Source organism: Paracoccus saliphilus (genome assembly GCF_028553805.1).
Lineage (GTDB): Bacteria > Pseudomonadota > Alphaproteobacteria > Rhodobacterales > Rhodobacteraceae > Paracoccus > Paracoccus saliphilus.
Genome location: NZ_CP067140.1, coordinates 282,335 through 301,575, shown reverse-complemented (window position 1 = coordinate 301,575; position 19,241 = coordinate 282,335). Strand labels below are relative to the sequence as shown.

General features: G+C 63.1%; 19 protein-coding genes. 6 read left to right on the top strand and 13 right to left on the bottom strand.

Annotated elements, in window-relative coordinates; genetic code table 11:
* Positions 1-112 precede the first annotated feature (112 nt).
* From JHX88_RS01405 to JHX88_RS01390, 4 genes are read right to left on the bottom strand one after another with little or no spacing between them, the layout of a single operon-like run.
* Positions 113-883 carry an ABC transporter permease gene (locus JHX88_RS01405; protein WP_141225735.1) on the bottom strand — a complete coding sequence of 257 codons (771 nt, stop codon included), beginning with the start codon at positions 881-883 and terminating at the stop codon, positions 113-115.
* Positions 883-1,824 (bottom strand): ABC transporter ATP-binding protein, encoded by a 942-nt coding sequence (locus JHX88_RS01400; protein WP_076522457.1) that lies wholly within the window; start codon positions 1,822-1,824, stop codon positions 883-885. Before JHX88_RS01400 ends, JHX88_RS01405 begins: the two co-directional genes overlap by 1 nt.
* A gap of 33 nt (positions 1,825-1,857) precedes the next feature.
* Entirely contained in the window at positions 1,858-3,057 is a 1,200-nt protein-coding gene (locus JHX88_RS01395) for an MFS transporter (protein WP_076522456.1), read from the bottom strand.
* Positions 3,058-3,639, bottom strand: coding sequence for an NADPH-dependent FMN reductase (locus JHX88_RS01390; protein WP_076522455.1), 582 nt, complete (start codon positions 3,637-3,639; stop codon positions 3,058-3,060).
* A gap of 73 nt (positions 3,640-3,712) precedes the next feature.
* Between JHX88_RS01390 and soxR the strand changes: the two genes are divergently transcribed.
* Positions 3,713-4,177, top strand: coding sequence for a redox-sensitive transcriptional activator SoxR (gene soxR, locus JHX88_RS01385; RefSeq protein ID WP_076522454.1), 465 nt, complete (start codon positions 3,713-3,715; stop codon positions 4,175-4,177).
* Here the strand turns inward: soxR and JHX88_RS01380 are convergent.
* Positions 4,144-5,067: a DMT family transporter gene (locus tag JHX88_RS01380; RefSeq protein ID WP_076522453.1), complete on the bottom strand. Its 924-nt coding sequence runs from the start codon at positions 5,065-5,067 to the stop codon at positions 4,144-4,146. The genes soxR and JHX88_RS01380 overlap by 34 nt on opposite strands.
* A gap of 138 nt (positions 5,068-5,205) precedes the next feature.
* On the opposite strand from JHX88_RS01380, the gene JHX88_RS01375 reads away from it, so the two are divergent.
* The gene (locus tag JHX88_RS01375; RefSeq protein WP_076522452.1) at positions 5,206-6,078 is read left to right on the top strand and encodes a 50S ribosomal protein L11 methyltransferase; all 873 of its coding nucleotides are present in this window, start codon (positions 5,206-5,208) and stop codon (positions 6,076-6,078) included.
* Between the two features lie 174 nt (positions 6,079-6,252).
* Here the strand turns inward: JHX88_RS01375 and glcF are convergent, their stop codons facing one another.
* The 3 genes from glcF to JHX88_RS01360 are packed head-to-tail and all read right to left on the bottom strand — an operon-like array spanning position 6,253 to position 10,125.
* Positions 6,253-7,551: a glycolate oxidase subunit GlcF gene (gene glcF / locus JHX88_RS01370; protein WP_076522451.1), complete on the bottom strand. Its 1,299-nt coding sequence runs from the start codon at positions 7,549-7,551 to the stop codon at positions 6,253-6,255.
* 1 nt (position 7,552) lies between these two features.
* Positions 7,553-8,686, bottom strand: a complete 1,134-nt coding sequence (gene glcE, locus JHX88_RS01365) for a glycolate oxidase subunit GlcE (protein ID WP_076522450.1) — start codon at positions 8,684-8,686, stop codon at positions 7,553-7,555.
* A complete protein-coding gene (locus tag JHX88_RS01360) occupies positions 8,683-10,125 on the bottom strand; it encodes an FAD-linked oxidase C-terminal domain-containing protein (RefSeq protein ID WP_272848247.1) in 1,443 nt (480 codons plus the stop codon). Before JHX88_RS01360 ends, glcE begins: the two co-directional genes overlap by 4 nt.
* Before the next feature lie 99 nt (positions 10,126-10,224).
* Between JHX88_RS01360 and JHX88_RS01355 the strand changes: the two genes are divergently transcribed.
* On the top strand, positions 10,225-11,004 hold the full coding sequence (locus JHX88_RS01355) for a FadR/GntR family transcriptional regulator (protein ID WP_076522448.1): 780 nt from the start codon (positions 10,225-10,227) through the stop codon (positions 11,002-11,004).
* A 17-nt stretch (positions 11,005-11,021) separates the two neighbouring features.
* Here JHX88_RS01355 and JHX88_RS01350 read toward each other — a convergent pair whose 3' ends face one another.
* Positions 11,022-12,080, bottom strand: a complete 1,059-nt coding sequence (locus tag JHX88_RS01350) for an NAD(P)/FAD-dependent oxidoreductase (protein ID WP_076522903.1) — start codon at positions 12,078-12,080, stop codon at positions 11,022-11,024.
* Between the two features lie 156 nt (positions 12,081-12,236).
* On the opposite strand from JHX88_RS01350, the gene mnmC2 reads away from it, so the two are divergent.
* On the top strand, positions 12,237-12,971 hold the full coding sequence (mnmC2, locus tag JHX88_RS01345; RefSeq protein WP_076522447.1) for a tRNA (5-methylaminomethyl-2-thiouridine)(34)-methyltransferase MnmC2: 735 nt from the start codon (positions 12,237-12,239) through the stop codon (positions 12,969-12,971).
* 10 nt (positions 12,972-12,981) lie between these two features.
* Here the strand turns inward: mnmC2 and JHX88_RS01340 are convergent, their stop codons facing one another.
* From JHX88_RS01340 to JHX88_RS01325, 4 genes are read right to left on the bottom strand one after another with little or no spacing between them, the layout of a single operon-like run.
* Entirely contained in the window at positions 12,982-13,707 is a 726-nt protein-coding gene (locus JHX88_RS01340; RefSeq protein ID WP_076522446.1) for a rhomboid family intramembrane serine protease, read from the bottom strand.
* 4 nt (positions 13,708-13,711) lie between these two features.
* Complete coding sequence (locus tag JHX88_RS01335; protein WP_076522445.1) at positions 13,712-14,350, bottom strand: glycosyltransferase family 29 protein; 639 nt, start codon at positions 14,348-14,350, stop codon at positions 13,712-13,714.
* Positions 14,347-15,384 (bottom strand): glycosyltransferase family 4 protein, encoded by a 1,038-nt coding sequence (locus tag JHX88_RS01330; protein ID WP_076522444.1) that lies wholly within the window; start codon positions 15,382-15,384, stop codon positions 14,347-14,349. The genes JHX88_RS01335 and JHX88_RS01330 overlap by 4 nt, the downstream gene beginning before the upstream one ends.
* 1 nt (position 15,385) lies before the next feature.
* The gene (locus JHX88_RS01325; protein ID WP_272848155.1) at positions 15,386-17,026 is read right to left on the bottom strand and encodes an MFS transporter; all 1,641 of its coding nucleotides are present in this window, start codon (positions 17,024-17,026) and stop codon (positions 15,386-15,388) included.
* Positions 17,027-17,455: 429 nt separating this feature from the next.
* Between JHX88_RS01325 and JHX88_RS01320 the strand changes: the two genes are divergently transcribed.
* Both JHX88_RS01320 and JHX88_RS01315 read left to right on the top strand, forming a co-directional pair.
* Positions 17,456-18,250 (top strand): L,D-transpeptidase, encoded by a 795-nt coding sequence (locus JHX88_RS01320; protein WP_076522443.1) that lies wholly within the window; start codon positions 17,456-17,458, stop codon positions 18,248-18,250.
* Positions 18,251-18,484: 234 nt separating this feature from the next.
* Positions 18,485-19,180, top strand: coding sequence for a hypothetical protein (locus JHX88_RS01315; protein ID WP_141225721.1), 696 nt, complete (start codon positions 18,485-18,487; stop codon positions 19,178-19,180).
* Positions 19,181-19,241: the final 61 nt, after the last annotated feature.

The window sequence follows — 19,241 nt, the reverse complement described above, 5'->3', positions numbered from 1 at the left end:
ACCCAAGATTATCCTGTCGGTTGTCGAAAGGCCTCCTCGATCATCTGGTTACCGATAGAAACATAGCGAGATGTTGCAATTCTGCTGTTTCAGGGTCGATCGGTCCCGGCGGTCACTCGCGCAGCCGCCAGCCCGTGGCAAATATCCAGCGGATGATGGCGAAGCAGATGCCGATGAAGATCGCCACCGCAACCAGGGATACCCCTACCGGCACATCGGCCAGTCCGAAGAACGACCAGCGGAACCCCGAGATCAGGTAAAGCACCGGATTCAACTTGGCGACCGCTTCCCAGAACGGCGGCAACATGCTGGCCGAGTAGAAGGCCCCGCCCAGGAACACCAGTGGTGTGATCACCATCATCGGGATGATCTGCAATTGCTCGAATGACTTGGCCCAAAGTCCCAAAATGAAGCCAAGCAGGCTGAAGCCCAGTGCCGTCAGGAACAGGAAAGCCAACATCCAGAACGGGTGCAGGATATGGACACCGACAAAAGCGAAACTGGTCAGCAGGATGATCAGCGCGATCAGAATCGCCTTGGCCGCTGCGGCTCCGACGAAACCCATCGTGACCTCGACCCAACCGACGGGCGAGACGAGATATTCATAGATCGTGCCACTGAATTTCGGGAAATAGATCCCGAAACTGGCATTGCTGACCGCTTGCTGCAGCACTGTCAGCATCATCAGCCCCGGCACGATGAACGCGCCGTAGGGCACGCCCTCGACCGACTGGATGCGCCCGCCGATGGCCGCGCCGAAGACGACGAAATACAGCACCGTCGACACGACAGGCGAGGCCAGCGATTGCCAGATGGTGCGGAAGAAACGCATCATCTCGTGATGGAATATTGCCCAGACACCGGGCCAGTTGATTTCCGCCATCATGCTGCGTCCTCCGCTTTGTCTTCCTGGACCAGGGAAATGAACACTTCTTCGAGACTGGATTGCCGAGTCGAAACGTCGCGCACGGTGATCCCCTGCGCGGCCAGATCGCCCAACAAGCGGGCAATACCGGTCCGTTCGGCCCGCGTGTCGTAGTCATAGCTGATCTCGCGCCCGTCCGGAGCAAGGACCAACCCGCGGCCAGCCAGTTCGGACGGAATCGCCTGCAGGGGTTCGTCCAGTTCGATCTTCAGGGTCTTGCCACCGAATTCGCCCATCAACTCGTCCTTGGGCTTGATCAGCAGAAGCTGGCCCTTGTTGATGACCCCGATCCGGTCGGCCATCTCTTCGGCCTCTTCCAGGTAATGCGTGGTAAGGATAATGGTCACGCCATCGCGGCGCAGCCCTTCGACCACCTGCCACATCTCGCGCCGCAGGGCGACATCGACCCCGGCGGTGGGCTCGTCAAGAAACAGCACCTTGGGGCGATGGGCCAGCGCCTTGGCGATCAGCACCCGGCGCTTCATGCCGCCCGAGAGTTCCTTGGTGGCGGCATCGCGCTTGTCCCACAGGGCGAGGCTGCGCAACACCTGCTCGATATAGGCTTCATCCGGCCCCTCGCCGTAAAGGCCACGGGTGAAGCGGACGCAATTGAGCACCGTCTCGAACGGCTCCAGCGCGATCTCCTGCGGCACCAGCCCGATCAGCTTGCGAGCCGCCCGCCAGTCCGTGCGGATATCATGGCCGCCCACGCGGACAGTGCCACCGGTCGGCACGACCAGCCCACAGATGATCGAGATGAGCGTCGTCTTGCCCGCCCCGTTCGGCCCCAGCAGCGCGATGATCTCGCCCTCTTCGATGGACATCGACACATCGGTAAGCGCCTTTGTGCCACCGCCATATTCTTTCGACAGATTGTCGATCTCGATGATTCCGGTCATGCCCGGCTCCCTCGTTTGCTGATCCGCATGGCGCTAATGCGCGCTCAGCGGCTTGGTGTTTCTCGGCGTCTGCCGACGCAGCGTGACGGTCAGGATGATCGCCAGGGCGACGAAAGCAAAACTCCCGATACGGAAGGCGCCGGAATAGCCCAGATGGGTAACCAGCGGCTGACTTGCCAGAGGTGAAAGGAATTGTCCCAGAAAAATTGCCGAGGTGATCAGGCCGGTGACCAGCCCCCGGCGCCGTGCCGGGGCAACATTCAGCGCCGTGGTGATGAATGTCGGCATGCATAATCCCAACCCCGCACCGATCATGGCCGTCGAGAACATGGCGAAGGGAAGAGAATGTCCGATGGACAATCCGGCAAAGCCCGCACCAAGCGCCAGGTAACCGGAAACCGGCGTACCGATCCGCCCGAGCCTGGGCCGGATCAGCCCCGAGACCACCGACATGATCGCAGCAGCGAACATCAGCGCGCCCATAACCATCCCGGCATTACGCGGATCGGTCAGACCCAGTTCCTGCAGATGATAGGGCACCTGCGTCGGGACCGCATAGAAGATCACGAAGGTCAGCCCCGCTGCCGTCGCCATGATCGCAACGGTCAATTGCCAGCCGGCCTCGCCCGGATCGCCCGATCGCACCTCCTCCGATGTGGAAGAAAAGCGCGGCGGCTCTGGCAGGATCGCCGACAGGATCGGCAGCAGAATCGCCGCCAGCCCATAGATCGCGAAGGGCAAACGGGCATCGGCAGAGGCCAGCACCCCGGCCAAAGTTACAAAGACCAGACCGCCGATATTTGTCGCGGCCATCTGATAGCCCATCAGACGTCCCCGCGCCGGGCCTTCGAAGTAATCCCCGACCAGCGCCGCCTGCGACGTCATGATCGCGGCCACTCCCAGCCCCAGGGCCAGACGGCTGGCCAATATCGCCTCGAGCGAGTTCAGATACAGCCCCGCCGTTCCTGCGGCCGCATAGACGATCAAGCCGATCAGCAAGGGCCGCCTGCGCCCCAGCCTGTCGGTAAGCGCTCCGGCAAAGGGCGCGGTAAGGGCGACCAAAAGGGACGGCGCGGTAATCAGCAGCCGTGTAAGCATCGGGGCCAGCGGATCGTCGGCGAACATCGCCTCCAGCCCCGGCAGTGAGGGCGTGATTGTGGCGTTCGACATGATCGTCAGCATCGCCGCGAACATCAGCCCCCATGCACGCGGATCTTTCAGCAAGCGGTCCATCTAGCTGTCCTCCGGGTCATAGGCGCGCGCCGCGCGCGCATCCGCCAATGCATCGGCCCACCAGTGCAGGCGATGGGCGAAGACCGCCATCGCCGCCTCGGCCGCCTCGGCGGCTTCGGGATCGGTGATCCGCCCCGCCTCGTCGAAACGCCGCCACGGCGAGGCAAAGCTTACCGTATCGCGCAGGGTGACGCTGTGCAGTTCGGCCAGAACGATGCGCAGCGACTCGGTGGCGCGCAGCCCACCGGAAATTCCACCATAACTGACCAGCCCCACCGGGCGGGCGCGCCATTCGGCATTGACCGCATCGATCAGCGTTTTCAGCGGTCCCGGAGCGGCATGATTGTATTCCGGCGTCACGATCACGAAGCCGTCCGCCCCCGCCATGCGTTGCCGCAACCGCTGAACGGCTTGCTTGTCGCCGGTCTGCACCGGCAAAATCTCGGGATCGATAGGGTCCAGTATCTCGGGCGCAAATCCATGCGCTTTCAACTGCCCAACGACCCAAGTCGCGATCCGGTCATTGATTCGTCCTTCACGGATCGATCCAAGGATCACCACGATCCGATTGCCCTGCGTCATAAGTCTTTTCCTTGCAATTTCGGTCATGGTTCGCCACCCTAAGACCTCAACCATAGTTTAGGACAAGTAAAAAATGTCCAGAGAAATCAATATGTGTACACCTTCGACTCCAGTCATGTCGGTCGGCGCACTCTCCCGTCGTAGCGGTATTTCCGTTTCGGCCATCCATTTCTACGAACGCGAAGGGCTGATTCGTTCGACGCGCAACGCTGCCAATCACCGGCGCTATTCGCGGGCCAGTCTGCGCATTCTGGCCATCATCAAGGCGGGTCAGCAAGCAGGTATTCCGCTGGCGGAAATCCGCACCGCCCTCAAACCCGCCCTATCGGGCCAACCGCTCGGACGCGAGGACTGGGCGCGCATCTCGGAAGGCTGGCGCGACGATCTGGATCATCGCATCCATATGTTGCAGCGGGTTCGCGACCGGTTGAGCGGCTGCATCCGCTGCGGCTGCCTGTCGCACGAGCTGTGCGAGATGTTCAACCCCGACGACCGCGCTGCCGCTCAGGGTCCCGGTGCCCCGGGCCTCGGTGTCTGACGCCGCCGCGCCTCGGCCCGGATGTTCAAGTAGTTGCCGCAAAGGATCAGTGCCGCCCCGGCGATAACCAGCAAACCGACCGGCTCATCGTAAAATATCAGCCCGACTACCGCAATCACCGGCAATCGCAGGAAATCGAAAGGCATCACCAGCGTCGCAGGCGCGACCCGCAAGGCACTGGCGATACAGAAATGCGCGGCCAGCCCCGCAGCCCCTATCACCGCGATCCACGGAAACGCTGCGGCAGATGGCAGCGCGATATCTCCGTCAAAACCGGCGCAGACAAAGCCGAAAACGGTTTGCGACAGGGTCATCCAGAACAGGATACAGGCGGTATGGGCGACCACGGTCAGCTTCTTGGTAAAGACATAGGTCAGCGCGAACCCCACCGCGCAGGCCGCTGCCGAGATCAGCCCGGGCGTGATCGGCGCCGAACCGGGACGGGTCACCAGCAGGATACCGGCAAACCCCAGGATCGCGGCCACGGTTCGTGGTCCGGTCAACTTCTCGCCCAGGAACAGCCGCGACAGGACCAGCGCCCAGAGCGGCGCGGTGAATTCCAGCGCAAAGACCTGTGCCAGCGGGATCGAGAAGATCGCGTAGAACCACAGGTTCTGCGCGGTGAAATGACAGATGTTGCGGGCCAGATGCAGTTCGGGCCGGTGCAGGTTGATTGCCCCCCACAATCCGCGCGAACTGATCACCAGAACCATGATCGCCACGCCGAAGATCGAACGCCAGCCCATGATCTCGAACGTATCGAGTTCCAGCGACACGGCCCGCCCGGCAATCGCCATCGAGGTGAAAGACGCCACCGCCCCCATCATCCAAGCAGCGGCAAGAAGCGGCTTCGCCTCGAGCGAGGAGGCGGGATCGGTTGCGGTGGTCATCCTCTGTCTCCCGGCATCTGCCTCGCCCTCTATCCGCGCATATCGCTATCCGATAGTTGCACATAGCGCAACGCGGCAAAGATTGCGTCCGGGCAGGTGCCGCGTTATGGCGTCGGAACCCAACCTGGAACCCTGCCCATGCCGACATTCACCGCCCTGACCCATCTTGCCGGGCGCGCGCCCGCCGAAGCCCTCGCCGAAGCCTGCGAAGATCTGACCCCTGAACCCGTCGGTTCCGGCGTGTTCGAGATCGAGGACGGCTCGGACCGTTGGGAAGTCGGGGTCTATTTCCTCGAACAACCCGACGAGGTGGCGCTGGCGCTGCTGGCGGCAGCTTATGGGGCCGATCCTTTCGTCATCTCGGAACTGCCCGAAGTCGATTGGGTCGCGCATGTCCGGCGCGAATTGTCCCCGGTCGAGGCCGGACGGTTCTATGTCCATGGCAGCCATGATGCCGACCGGGTGCCCGAGGGTGTCGAGGCCCTGTGCATCGAGGCCGCGATGGCTTTCGGAACCGGCCACCACGGCACCACCAAGGGCTGTCTCGAAGCCCTGGACCGGCTGGCGGGTGACGGTTACGAGCCACAACGCATCGCCGATATCGGCTGCGGCACCGCTGTTCTGGCGATGGGGGCGGCACGGATCTGGCCGATGACGGTATTGGCCAGCGATATCGACAAGGTCGCGGTGGATACCGCCAGCGCCAATGTCATCGCAAACGGGCTGGACGGCCGGGTCATCTGCATCGAGGCGACCGGCTTCGATCATCCGATGCTGGAAGAGGCCGCGCCCTTCGATCTGGTTCTTGCCAATATCCTGAAACAACCGCTGATCGATCTGTCACCCGAAATGGCCCGCCATGTCGGGACGGGCGGCAAGATCATCCTTTCCGGCATCCTGACCGATCAGGGCCAAGAGGTGATCGAGGCCTATCAGACCGCCGGATTCACACTGGATCGCCGCGATGATCTGGGTGAATGGGTCACACTGACCATGACCCGGTCGAACTGATCAATCGGTTTACCGCCCGGCTCCGTCGGCATCACCGGCTGCCAGTCATGCCCCCCCCCCCGTTCTTCTTCATGAAAATATCCTCGGGGGGCGACGGTTGGGGCGCCACTGGTTCGAGAACCAGCCGGCGACGGGGCAGGCAGCAGCCCCGGCCATCGCGGGACGCAACTCCGCTCAGCCCCGCCTTTCGGCCAACCCACGCGGGCGCGCCCCCCCGGTCGCCCAGTCTAACAGTTCCGCAGTGTGAACGACCGGCACAGCGGTTCCCGAACCGATCTGCATCATGCAGCCGATATTCCCGGCGCTGATGACCTGAGGCTCCAGCGCCTCCAGCGTCTCGATCTTGCGGGTTTTCAGTTCACCGGAGATCTCGGGCTGCATCAGGTTATAGGTCCCGGCGGAACCGCAGCAGATATGGCTGTCACGGGGCTCAAGCACCGTAAAGCCTGCCTGCGTCAACAACTCCTTGGGCGCGGCCCGGATTTGCTGGCCATGCTGCAATGAACAGGCAGCGTGATAGCCCACCCGAAGCGGCTCGGCATGACCGGCGTCTTTCAAACCCAAATCGGCCATCACCTCGGTGACATCCCTCGCGAGCTTCGCCACCCGCGCCGCATCCCCGGCCAGCGGATCGTTTCGGAACATATGCCCGTAATCCTTGACGGTGGTGCCGCAGCCCGAGGTGTTGATCACCACCGCATCAAGGCCGTCTCCGTCAAGCTCGGCAGCCAGCGCGCGGATATTCGCGGCGGCCATGGCATGGCTTTCGGTGGTCTTGCCCATATGATGGGTCAAAGCGCCACAGCACCCGATGCCGTCGGGGATCACCACCTCACAGCCATGACGGCGCAAGAGGCGAATGGTGGCATCGTTGATATCGGTATTCAGTGCCCGCTGAGCGCAACCGATTAGCAGCGCCACGCGCTTCCGCCTCGGTTCCTGAGCCCGGAAAACCTGAGGTGCATCATTGCGGCTGACCGGCGGGATCGTCTCTGGTGCCATGTCCAGCATCGCACGAAGCCGGACATCGGGCATGAAACGGCGTAATGGCCGGACAATTCGCGCGGCATTCAGCACCAGCCGAAACCGCCCCGGATAAGGCAGGACCTTCGCCAAAACCGACCGCAAGACCCGCTCGAATAGCGGGCGGCGGTAGTTCTCTTCGATATATTCGCGGGCATGATCGACCAGGTGCATATAGTGCACACCCGAGGGACAGGTGGTCATGCAGGACAGGCATGACAGGCAGCGGTCGATATGCTTGACGGTCTTGTCGTCGGGAACCTTGCTGTTTTCCAGCATATCCTTGATCAAGTAGATGCGGCCGCGCGGGCTGTCCAACTCGTCACCCAACAGCTTGTAAGTCGGGCAAGTTGCGGTGCAAAAGCCGCAATGCACGCAGGAACGCAGGATCTCGTTGGAACGCGCGGTGGCGGGATCGACAAGCTGGTCGGGCGTGAAAATCGTCTGCATGTCAGCCCCCCATCAGGCCAGGATTGAGAATCCCCGCAGGATCGAATTTCCGGCGCAATTCCTGTGACAGCCGCTCCACCGCCGCGGACTGCCTCGGGAAGGCCGAGCCTTCCACTCCACCCCGCCGGACCAACATCGCATGGGGAGCGATGTCCCGAACGGCGCTGGCCTCTCCCGGTCCGCAATACCAGATCAGCCCGCCGCCCCAATCCAGCGACGTCTGCCCACCCAAGGCGCGCAGCGATGCCGTGAGCGCAGGCGCGTCACTCGGTTTGACCGGCACACGCCACAGCGGAGTATCCGTCCCGGCAAAATGTGCCACATCCCGCAAGTCGCGCCAGAGCGTGACGGTAGCCTCGGCGTCCAGAAACGTGATTTCATAAGCACCGAACAACTCTTGCAGGCGTTTCTGCCGATAGGCGAGCTGCGGTGGCAGGCCCTCGATCCGCAACCACGCGGTGCCGTCATGAAACGCGGCACCGGATATCTCGAACGGAGTGGCCAGCGCGGTTGTGAAGGTCCTGAGCGCCTCGGCATCGTCAACGCCGCGAATGGCCAGCGTGCCACGGGCCTGTGCATGAGGGAGCGTCTTCATCGCCACCTCAGTCAAAATCCCAAGAGTTCCGAAAGAGCCGCAAAGCAATTTGGACAAATCCAGCCCGGTGACGTTCTTCATCACCCGCCCACCATTCTTCAGGACGCGCCCCTGCCCATCGACGAACCGCACGCCCAGCAAGTGATCGCGGCAGGCGCCGGCCATGATCCCTCGCGGCCCCGAGGCATTTGCCGCGACCATCCCGCCGATTGTCGGTGTGCCGTCGCTGCCAAGAACGCCGCGCAGGTCGGGCGGCTCGAACGCAAGGGCCTGCCCTTCCGAGACCAGCATCGCCTCGATCTCCCACAAGGGCGTGCCAGCGCGGGCGATCAGCGTCATCTCTCCGGGTTCATAGGTCACAACACCTGACATGGCGCGGGTAGTCAGCGTATCCCCCGCAATATGATCGGCCTGCACACGGGTTCCTCCGCCCATAGTCCGCAGCGGCTGACAACCCGCGAAATGCCCCGCGACGATCTCGGCCAACTCGGCCTCGGTCTTCGGGGTGTTGGTCGTCCGGCTGATGGTTTCAGAAGTCATTGGACTGCCTTCAGGCGGTGGGCGGCACTGGCTTGAAGCGGAAAGACCTTTGCCGGGTTCAGGATCCACGTGGGGTCGAAGACATCCTTCACCTCCATTTGCATCGCCAGATCCGGCGCATCATACTGCACATCCATGAGGTCGCGCTTCTCAACCCCCACGCCGTGCTCTCCGGTGAGGCAACCGCCGACCTCGACACAAAGCCGCAGAATATCAGCCCCAAATGCCTCGGCGCGCTCCAACTGCCCCGGCTCATTGGCGTTGAACAGGATCAGCGGATGCATGTTGCCGTCACCTGCATGGAAGACATTGGCGACCTCCAGCCCGTGCTGTTTCGACAATTCCCCGATCCGGCGCAGGGTATGTGGCAGTTGCCCGACCGGCACCGTCCCGTCGAGGCAGATGTAATCCCCCAACCGCCCCATCGCGCCGAAGGCGGATTTCCGCCCTTTCCAGATCGCCAACGCATCATCGGCGTTGCGGCTTTCACGGAACTCGACCGGTTCCAGCTCATCCGCAATCGCCCGGATGCGGGCGATCTGATCGGCGATCTCATCCGGTGAGCCCTCGACCTCGACGATCAGCACAGCGGCGCATTTGGGGTATCCTGCTTGAGCAAAATCCTCGACGGCCCGCAGGCACGGCTCGTCCATATATTCAATCGCGACCGGCAGCACGCCCGAGCGGATGATGCGTGCCACGCATTCTCCGGCGACCTCGGGACTGTCGAAGCCAATCAGCATCGGACGGGCTCCTTCGGGGCGGGGGAGGATACGCAAAAACGCCTCGGTCACGATCCCGAGCTGTCCCTCTGATCCACACAACAGGCCAAGTAAGTCCAAACCTGACGATGCCAGCTCTGCCCCGCCCAATTCGACGATCTCGCCCGTGGTCAAGACCACCGTCGCGCCCATCAGGTTATTCGTCGTCACCCCGTATTTCAGGCAATGCGCCCCGCCCGAATTCATCGCGATATTCCCCGCGATGGTGCAGGCCAATTGCGAGGACGGATCGGGCGCATAGAAAAACCCATGCGGCTCCAGCACCTCGCTAACCGACAGATTTGTGACACCGGTCTGCACCCGGATGAAACGGTTATCTGTGTCGATCTCCAGCACCTGGTTCAGCCGAGCCGTGCCGATCACGACACAATCGGCTGTCGGCAGCGCCCCGCCCGCCAACGAAGTTCCCGCGCCCCTCGGCACCACCGGCACCCCCATGACGCCGCAGACCCGCATCGCTTCGGCGACCTCTGCCGTCGTGCGCGGCAGGACCACTGCAAGCGGCGCACAACGATAGGCCGTCAGCGCATCGCATTCATAAGCGAGCGTCTCCTGCGGATCATCGATCACCGCATCCTCGGGCAAGACCCCGCGCAGCGCCGTCACGATCTGCGGGGCACGTTCCAGGATACGCTCATCTGGCTGGGGCATGGCGATGCCGGCCATGGGACGCCTCTTCCTTGCAATATGTTCTTGGTAAAATAATTTGACCAAACCTGTCAAATGGGATTGTGTGGGTGCAAAGCAGGAGGCGCGATGACCGGGACCGCCATCAAACCCGAAAAGGCCGCCGAGAGCGTGGCACGCCATATCGAAGCCCTGATCCTCGAAGGCACGTTGCGCCCCGATGAACCGCTGCTGCCCGAACGGGAACTCGCACGGCGGCTGAACGTCTCTCGCCCGACCCTGCGCGACGGGCTGAAGATGCTGCAAGACAAGGGGCTGCTGCAAACCGGCGATGGCAAGGGGCTCCGCGTGGCTCAACTGGGGGCCGCGGCCATCTCGGATCCGCTGCTGATGCTGCTGTCCGGGCGGGCGGAACTGGCGGATGATTACCTGGAATTCAGGGATATCGTCGAATGCCAGGCCGCGGCATTGGCGGCAAAGCGCGCCAATGAGGTCGATCTGCGCCGCATCCAGACCTGCCTGGAACGGATCGAGCAGGCCCATGCCGCAGCCGAACCGGACAGGGAGGCCGAAGCCGATACCGAGTTGCATCTGCTGATATACGAAGCCAGCCATAACCTTGTGCTGCTTCAGATCATGCGGGCACTATCGGGCAATCTGCGCCGCGACGTGATCTATAATCGCGGCCGGCTTTTTTCAGTGCCGGGCACCCGCGACCGACTGCGCGACCAGCACCACGCCATCGCGCTTGCGATCATCGAACGGAATGCCGAGGCCGCGCATGACGCGGCGCACCGGCACCTGACATACATCCACCGGACCCTGCGCGAAATCCGCCAATCCGAGGCTACGCTGGACGTCTCCCGGCGACGGGATGCCGGGGGCGGTCTGACGGCCCGATCATCCTGACCCGCGCGCGGCCCGGCTCATGTCAACCGGAACCCGCCCGGAATCGCGTCGACCCCGTCCAGCATCAGATCGGCCATGATCGCGGCGATCTTCGGCGCCATGCCAAAGCCGATCTTGAACCCGCCATTCGCGACAAAATGCCCATGCCGACCAGGCCACCGCCCAAGCAAAGGGGCACGGCTTTTCGCGCGGGGCCGAAGCCCCGACCAGCGATCGATGACCGGTGCTTCGGCAAGCTGCGGGCATATCTCGCGGGCTCGGGCGACAATCTCGTCAAGCCGAGCATCGACGCGATCATGCGCAAATTCGTTCTCGGAGGTCGAACCAACTGCCACGCTGCCATCGCCATGCGGCACAATATGGATACCCTCGGCAAATAGCTGCGGCGCGTCCGATGCGTCAAACCGCAGCAAAGCCGACTGCCCCTTCACCCCTTTCCCAACGGCTCGCTCCAGGTCTTGCGACAGGCTCTCCAGCCCCTTGGCCCCGGTTGCCCAAAGGACGGGACCGGAGATGTCCTGCAATCGTGCCGCAGAACCCTCGATAACCTCTCCGCCCCTGGCCCGAATCGCTTCGGCAAGCGCGGCAAGCGCGGCGCGCGGATTGATCCGGGCCGTCAGGCGATCCTCCAGCCAAATCCCCGAAGGACTTTGCGGCAACAAGGGCGCGTCGGGTCGATCCGTCAACCGCATTGCCATCTCGGCAGGCCATTGCCGGGCAGAGGCGGCAATGCGATCCCGCAGATTTTCCGCAGCCTCCGCATCGGCGACGGGCTGCAACCGACCCGAGCGGGCATAGCCCGTCGACGATCCGGATACCGCCTCGACCTCGGCCCAGAAATCCACAGCCATCAGCAAGCTGTCCAGTTGAAATGCCTTCTTCTCGTTCCAGTTCTCGGGCGCATGCGGCGCCAGTGCTCCGACATGACCACCCGACGAACCCGCCCCGATGCGTTTTCCCTCGATCACCCGAACCCGAGCGCCACGGCGGATCATCTCCCATGCACAGCACAGGCCAAGGATACCGCCGCCGATAACGGTTATATCGGCGCTGACTGATCTGTTGGGATTGGGCAAGACGATCACGACCTTTCGTTGGAAAACGGCAAGGGCCGAATATATCGCCTCGCATTCACGGCGCAAGTCAGCCGCATCGCATCCCTCGGCGATAGTTGCCACGGATGCGGCTTGACCTCTATAGCTGTCCGGATCACGCAAACATCGCCAGCGAATATGCCCCCCACTTCAAAATCACCCACCCCTTCTTCTTCATGCAAATATCCCGGGGGCCCGGGGGCAGAGCCCCCGGCTGTTGCGGGACGCCATGAGCCCGCCCTGGAATGGCGCGAGGGCGGAGTGCCGGTGGCAACGCGCTTCGACGACCCCTATTTCAGCCTCGCCGACGGGCTGGCAGAGACCCGGCATGTCTTCCTGACCGGAAACGACCTGCCCGCGCGGCTTGTCCCCGGTTTCCACGTCGCGGAACTCGGCTTCGGCACCGGGCTGAACTGCCTGGCCCTGGCGGCAATAACAGAGATGCCGGTCAGGATGACCAGCTTCGAAGCCTTTCCCATGAGCCTGCCGCAACTCGAACAGGCCCATGCCGCCTTCCCCGAATTGGCTGATCTGGCGGCAGAATTGCGTGCCGGTTGGGACCGCGAGGTGATCGCGGTGGGACAGGTGGAGCTGCGGCTGATCAAGGGCAATGTCCGTGAGACGCTGCCGCAATGGCAGGGCCGGGCGGATGCATGGTTCCTGGACGGCTTTTCACCCGCAAAGAATCCCGAGATGTGGTCGGACGAGTTGCTGGCCGAGGTCAGACGCCATACCGCGCCCGGCGGCAGCTTCGCGACCTATACCGCCGCCGGGCATGTGCGGCGGGCGCTGGAAGCGGCAGGCTTTTCCGTCGAGCGACGTCCCGGCTTCGGACGCAAGCGTCATATGAGTACCGGGCGAATGCCGCTCTGACGGATCGGCCTCAGCGCCGCACGCGTGGAATGCGGCTTGGCGCATAGACCGCATCGGCATGAGGCGGCTTGCCATGGGTCCGGTTCCAGAATGCGGGGCCTCCACGACGCAGGAACAGAGGCAGGGTCAGGACGAGCCCGGCAACGAAACCTCCGGCATGGGCCCAATAGGCGACGCCGCCCTCTGATCCGACCGAGGCAAACCCGCCAAAAAGCTGGATTGCGAACCACAGGATCAGCATGATCCATGCGGGAACGGTAAAAATCTTGAAAAAGATGATGAATATGAACAGGATATCGATCCGCGCCTTCGGAAACAGCAGCAGATATCCGCCCATCACGCCCGCAATGGCACCCGAGGCACCGACCATCGGAACGGGCGAGAACGGATCGGCGGCGATCTGCCCGGCAGCGGCGGCAAGCCCGCAGGCCAGATAGAAGGCCAGGAAGCCTACCCTCCCCATCTGGTCCTCGAGGTTATCCCCGAATATCCACAGAAACAGCATGTTGCCCGCGATATGCATGAAACCCGCATGCAGGAACATATGCGTCAGCAACCCCCACAGCATCTCTCCGTTCGAGATCGCCAGCGGATACAGCGCCAGCCGCGCCCACAGCATTTCTCCGCCATCCAGCATGGGCAGGGTCAACAGATACATGACCACATTCGCCGCGATCAGCACATAGGTGACGATCGGCCGGCATTGGGACGGATTATGGTCGCGGATCGGGAACATCGGCTTACCCTTCTGCGCTTGCAGGTGGTTCGGGCAGAATCAATCGGCCGTCGCTCCGCGCGAGATCGGCGGCCCAACCCGCCTCGGCACTGAAATCATGCGGCACCTGCTCGGCGGTGCGACGCCCCGAAAGGCTCTGACTGGCGAAAAAGTCGAAACCGTAAAGCGTCAGCCGGGACAGGGCGGAACGCATCAGCAGGTCGATCATCATCGCGCCGGTGGTGGGCGGTGCGGCCAGCCGATCCTTCAACGCCCGGTAATCACTTAGCGGATGCAGGTAGAACCCGGCGCTGTCCGCACTGCGCCAGTCCAGTCTCTTACGCTTGGGCGACATCCACAGGATACGGTCCGGGGCGATACGCGTACGATCCTGATCCGACAGGCGGACGGCAAGGGCCAGCCAATCTGTCCGGCTGCCATGGCTCTGCGCCGAGGGGATGGGCGCGCGATTGATCCGGATGACCAGATCGGCGGCGTCGATCTCGGCACCGTGATCCGTCTCGGCCAAAGACCGGGCATTGCCGATCAGCGCTACCTTCTTGCCCTCCAATGCGGCCAGCAGATTGCCCTGCGGAACCGACAACCGCGCAAGCGCCGCCTCGTCGCGCAGCAGCCGGGCGATATGGAAGCGCAGCTGGGTCATGACCACGCCAGCAATTCGCGATAGATGTCGACCAGCGCACGTGCCTCGACCTCGATCCCGTGGTTCCGCACGGCATGATCGCGCGCGGCAAGAGCCGCCGCGGCCAATGCTTCGGGATGATCCAACCACGCCGCCACCGCCTTTTGCATCGCGGCCCCGTCTTGTGGTGCGATCAACGTTCCGGTCTCTGGCACGATCAACTCCTCGAAAGCACCGACGCGAGTGGCCACGACCGGCACGCCACAGGCCATCGCCTCCAGCGGTGTCAGGCCGAATCCTTCCCATCTCTGCGGCGCCACGTAAAGATCCAGCGCACCATACCAGTCGGCCATCCGATCGACCGTCACCTCTGGCAGGAAACGGATTCGCCCGCCCAGCCCGGCCTCTTCGACCTGCCGCTTCAGATCGGCAAGGTAGCCCTGATATTTCTCGGTCGCCCGGCCCATGACCAGCGCGGTGACATCCGGACGCGCGGGCAAGAGCGCGATCATCGCCTGCACGAAATCGCCGGTCCCCTTTTGCGCCCGTATACGGCCATAACAACCGACCAGCAGATCGCCCGCAGGCAATCCCAGCCTTTCGCGCAACGCCCGGCGATCCCCCGGCGGGGCGAAGCCTTTGGTATCGATACCGTGATGGATGACCTGCGCGGGATGGTCCAGATAACCCGCCCCCTTGGCCGAGGTCGCCACCAGCGCGTCCATCCGGCCGATCAGCCACTTGGTATAGCCGCTATGTTTTCTCTGCGACGCCGAGGTGAACAACAGCCGGTATTTGCGGCGCAACAGCCGTGTCAGCACCAGCCCCAACAGCATCTCGGTATTGCGCCGGGCATGCCAGACCCGCCATCGGTCGCGCGGCATCATGGCGGTGCGGATCAGCGGAATATGCGGCAATCCGGGCGGCAGGCCGGGACCGGTGGCACAGATCTCGATCATCCGGGCCTGCACCGGGATCAGCCGCACCACCGTTGCGGTCACGCCCGACAGGCGGCGCTTGAGATTGGGGGCGATGACCAGCGGGTTGTCTGCCATATCAGGGCACCTCGAGCTTGCCGACCAGCGGAACGTCATCCTGCAAACTTACCGAATGACGCTCGATCATGCGATGCACCGCCGGATCGCCCTCGCCGATATGCAGGGCTCGCAATTCGGCAGTGACTTCGGCATCGGATTTGGTGCGGCGCAGATTGTGGCGCACATATTCGTCCCAGGTCGCGATGTGATAGCTCTCCGACCACAGGTCGGGATGTTCCAGATCGCGCAGCAGAGCCCAGTTCCGGGCGCCATCGCGGCGTCGAATATTGCGCCTTTGCTGCATCAGGCGCAGGAACTCGGGAACGTCCTCCTGCGCGATCCGGTAATCGACCATGACCATGATCGGGCCGGACCGCCCCCGCAGATCCAGCCGCAGGGCGGGCTCCTGGAAACGGTTGGCGGGATCGAGATCGGCCTTGCCGAATTCCGGCGCGCGGAACCATAGCCCGATCAATGCGCCCACCGCCAGCAACGCCCCCGCCGTGGTGAGGGCTGTGCCAAGCCCCTGTGCACCGGCCACGCCGCCCCAAACCCACGAGCCAGCAGCCATGCCGCCGAAAGTCGCCGTCTGGTAAAGCGCCAGCGCGCGCGCCACGACCCAACGCGGTGTCGAAAGCTGCACGGTCACGTTGAACAGCGACAGTGCCAGCACCCATGACGCCCCCGCCGGCAGCATCGCCAGCGCATGAAGCCAAACCGATTGGGTCTGCCCCAGGATTCCCGCCGCAAGGCCAAAGCCGAGAAAGGCGAAGCGGATCACGATCTCGTTGTCGAAGCTCGCCCTGATGCGCGGGTTGAGCATCGCCCCCGCGATTGCTCCGACCCCGAAACAGCCAAGCAGCCCCCCGAACAGCAGCGATCCGCCCTCGGGGTGGCTCTTGGCGACCAGCGGCAACAGTGCCAGCACCGATACACCGGCAAAACCGAACAGCGCGCCCCGCAGGATCACCCGCAGCAAATTGGGTGACAGCGCCACGTAACGCAGCCCCGCCCCCACCGCAGGGATAAAATGTTCCCGCGGGGCGGTTCGGGGCGCGATATCCGGTTTCCATCGCGCCAGCGCACCGATCAGCGGCAGGTAACTCGCGGCATTCACGGTAAAGGCCGCCGCGGCCCCGAATGCTGCGACGATGAAACCACCTGCGGCCGGGCCAACACTGCGCATCAGGTTGAAGCCGACCGAATTCAGCGTCACCGCCGCGGGCAAATCCTCTCGCGGGACCAGATCTCCCATGCTGGCCTGCCAGGGCGGGTTGTACAGCGCCTGCCCCGCTCCGATCAGGAAGGTGAAGCTCAGCAGCATCCAGGGTGTCAGCCATCCCTGCCACGCCACGAAAGCGAGCAGGGCCGATGCCAGCAGCATCAGGCTCTGCGCGGTCACCAGCAGCAACTTGCGGTCGAACAGATCCGCCAGTGCCCCCGAGATAAGCGCCAACAGCATGATCGGCAAAGTGTTCGAGGCCTGAACCAGCGCGATCAGCGTCGCGCTCTCGGTCAGTTGGGTCATCAGCCACGCGGCGCCGACCGCCTGCACCAGCCCGCCGAAATTCGACGCCAGCGTTGCACCCCATAGAATACGGAAATCATGGTGCCTAAAAGGTGCAAAGGCCGAGGACCGAGTGGTGTCTTTATTTATCACGTCAAATGTCTTTACTGGTTTCGGATCAGCTTAGTCACGCGCTCTGCGAAGGGCAATCGGCCCTGTCGGGACAGGCAGGGCGCAGCCTGTGTCCACCAACCGGCAATTTTGCTGAAAAGCCGTCGGATGAAGCACATTCATGTGATTTCTCCACGAAACGAGATAAAGCCGTTGTGATCGTAAACACCTATAGGTTGCATAAGCGTTTATATTTCACCTTATGAGGGCATTTACTAGGATCGATTAGCCACAGGTTCCGATCAATTCCCGCCATGAACGGCCATCGGGGTTGACTGCCCAACCCGGTGACAGGCTGATGGAACAAGCTCGAATCGCGTATGGTTCTGCTGCCGTACTGGATTCGCGATAAAGACGTTGCCTCGGATGCGCCGGTTTCAGCGCATCTGCTGCCGAACAAGGAATTTGACGATGCGCTTCGCTTACCTGCTTGCAGTGGTGGCTTTCGGCCTCTCCGCCTGCGGCTCCACCCAGCCCACCTCCATCAATCTCGCCTCCGGGGACGTGCCCGCGATATACAACGCCCGCACCGACGCCGGCCCGAATGGCGAACCGATCGAGATCCCCGCGGTGCGCGCCGCCTATCTGAACGAACGCAACAAACGCCAGCGCGTCCCCTATAACGGCCCCGAGGCTCCCGGCACGATCGTCGTCGATCCCTATGCCCGCGTACTCTATCACGTGATGGAAAATGGCGAGGCGATGCGCTTCGGCATCGCCGTCGGCCGCGCCGGCAAGGGCTTCACCGGCAATGCCGTCATCTCGGTCAAGAAGAGATGGCCAAGCTGGACGCCCACCCAGAACATGATCCGCACCGAGCCCGAGCTTTATGCGCAATTCGCCGGCGGTCTGCCCGGCGGCGTCGACAATCCCCTTGGGTCGCGCGCGCTGTATCTCTATCGCGGTGGCCGCGACACCTATTACCGCATCCACGGCACCATGGACCCCTCGTCGATCGGCAAGGCCACCTCGGCAGGCTGCATCCGCCTGTTCAACCAGGACATCATGGACCTGTTCGACGAAACCGGAAAAGGCACCCGCGTGACGGTGCGCAGCCAGGCCGATAGCCTTCGCTACGAAGGCCCGCTGATCGAAACCCCGGAAGGCTATGTCATCCCGGCAAGGGAACAGGCGCAGGCAACCGCAGCGGCTGAAACCTCCGAAACGCAAGCCCCGCTGGTTGAAAGCGCCGTCCCCGCGCGGTGATCCGAACCCGGAGATTCACGAATTTTATGGCCCCGATCGTCGATCGGGGCCATTTCAATTGCAAATCTCCGAACTCTCCCGCAATCTGCGCGCCAACATACCGATCAGCCTCCAAGAAGGTCCGTCATGCCGAATTATCAGAAACTCGAGCAGGAAATTCTGCCTGCGAAAGAGCAATCACTGGCCACCGCCAGCAGGCAACCCGCCATCGCCGCATTGAGCGCAGACGATCTGATGCGCCTGATCGACGATCTCGGCAAGGCAGTCGCAACCGCCGGTGAACCGGGCAGGAATGGCGATGTCTCGCGCGCGGATCTGCTCGGCGCAGCCTTGCGGCGTTGCACGGTCGAGCGCCGCCGCCGCGGCCTGACACCAGAGGGCAAGGCCAGGGAAACCACCGGCACCAAACCCGCCACCTCCAAAGCCTCCGCCCCCAAACCTGCCACAACTGGACGAACGGCCGCCGCCAAGGCAAAAACCGCGACGCACGGCGGCACCCGCAAACCCGCGGGCCGCAAAGCCTCCGAAACCCGCAAGCCAGACCAGCGAACCGGCGCGCGCAGGGTCGCCAAGGCTTCCGCGAAACCCACCCCTCGTCCCGCTGCGGTGACACCTGTGTCGCCCGCATCGCCACCAGCACCCGCAACCACAACCGGCGCTGCAAAAACCGACACGACGCCACCGGACGCCTCCCCGGTCAGCCCCGTCAAAGCCGCCGAAAAAGCCGCGAAAAAGGCGGCCAGAAAAGTTGCCAAACAGGCCGAGAAAGAAGCCCGGAAAGCGGCGAAGAAGCTGGAAAAGGACGCCCGGCGCGCCGCCATGAAAGCCGCGAAAGCAGCCGAGAAGGAAGCGAGGAAGGCGGCAAGGAAAGCAGCCCGCAAGGCCGAGAGTGCCAAGGAAAAATCCAAGAAATCCAGCAAGAAGGGATAAGGTGGGATCTAGCGATCCCGCCGGACATCTTTGCCTTACGATGCGCCAATTCATATCGTTT

What these genes read in the sequence shown, in the direction of transcription:
- JHX88_RS01405 (WP_141225735.1), bottom strand. Translation starts at nt 883, where the DNA reads ATGGCGGAAATCAACTGGCCCGGTGTCTGGGCAATATTCCATCACGAG.
- JHX88_RS01400 (WP_076522457.1), bottom strand. Translation starts at nt 1,824, where the DNA reads ATGACCGGAATCATCGAGATCGACAATCTGTCGAAAGAATATGGCGGT.
- JHX88_RS01395 (WP_076522456.1), bottom strand. Translation starts at nt 3,057, where the DNA reads ATGGACCGCTTGCTGAAAGATCCGCGTGCATGGGGGCTGATGTTCGCG.
- JHX88_RS01390 (WP_076522455.1), bottom strand. Translation starts at nt 3,639, where the DNA reads ATGACGCAGGGCAATCGGATCGTGGTGATCCTTGGATCGATCCGTGAA.
- soxR (WP_076522454.1), top strand. Translation starts at nt 3,713, where the DNA reads ATGTCCAGAGAAATCAATATGTGTACACCTTCGACTCCAGTCATGTCG.
- JHX88_RS01380 (WP_076522453.1), bottom strand. Translation starts at nt 5,067, where the DNA reads ATGACCACCGCAACCGATCCCGCCTCCTCGCTCGAGGCGAAGCCGCTT.
- JHX88_RS01375 (WP_076522452.1), top strand. Translation starts at nt 5,206, where the DNA reads ATGCCGACATTCACCGCCCTGACCCATCTTGCCGGGCGCGCGCCCGCC.
- glcF (WP_076522451.1), bottom strand. Translation starts at nt 7,551, where the DNA reads ATGCAGACGATTTTCACGCCCGACCAGCTTGTCGATCCCGCCACCGCG.
- glcE (WP_076522450.1), bottom strand. Translation starts at nt 8,686, where the DNA reads ATGACTTCTGAAACCATCAGCCGGACGACCAACACCCCGAAGACCGAG.
- JHX88_RS01355 (WP_076522448.1), top strand. Translation starts at nt 10,225, where the DNA reads ATGACCGGGACCGCCATCAAACCCGAAAAGGCCGCCGAGAGCGTGGCA.
- mnmC2 (WP_076522447.1), top strand. Translation starts at nt 12,237, where the DNA reads ATGCCCCCCACTTCAAAATCACCCACCCCTTCTTCTTCATGCAAATAT.
- JHX88_RS01340 (WP_076522446.1), bottom strand. Translation starts at nt 13,707, where the DNA reads ATGTTCCCGATCCGCGACCATAATCCGTCCCAATGCCGGCCGATCGTC.
- JHX88_RS01335 (WP_076522445.1), bottom strand. Translation starts at nt 14,350, where the DNA reads ATGACCCAGCTGCGCTTCCATATCGCCCGGCTGCTGCGCGACGAGGCG.
- JHX88_RS01330 (WP_076522444.1), bottom strand. Translation starts at nt 15,384, where the DNA reads ATGGCAGACAACCCGCTGGTCATCGCCCCCAATCTCAAGCGCCGCCTG.
- JHX88_RS01320 (WP_076522443.1), top strand. Translation starts at nt 17,456, where the DNA reads ATGCGCTTCGCTTACCTGCTTGCAGTGGTGGCTTTCGGCCTCTCCGCC.
- JHX88_RS01315 (WP_141225721.1), top strand. Translation starts at nt 18,485, where the DNA reads ATGCGCCTGATCGACGATCTCGGCAAGGCAGTCGCAACCGCCGGTGAA.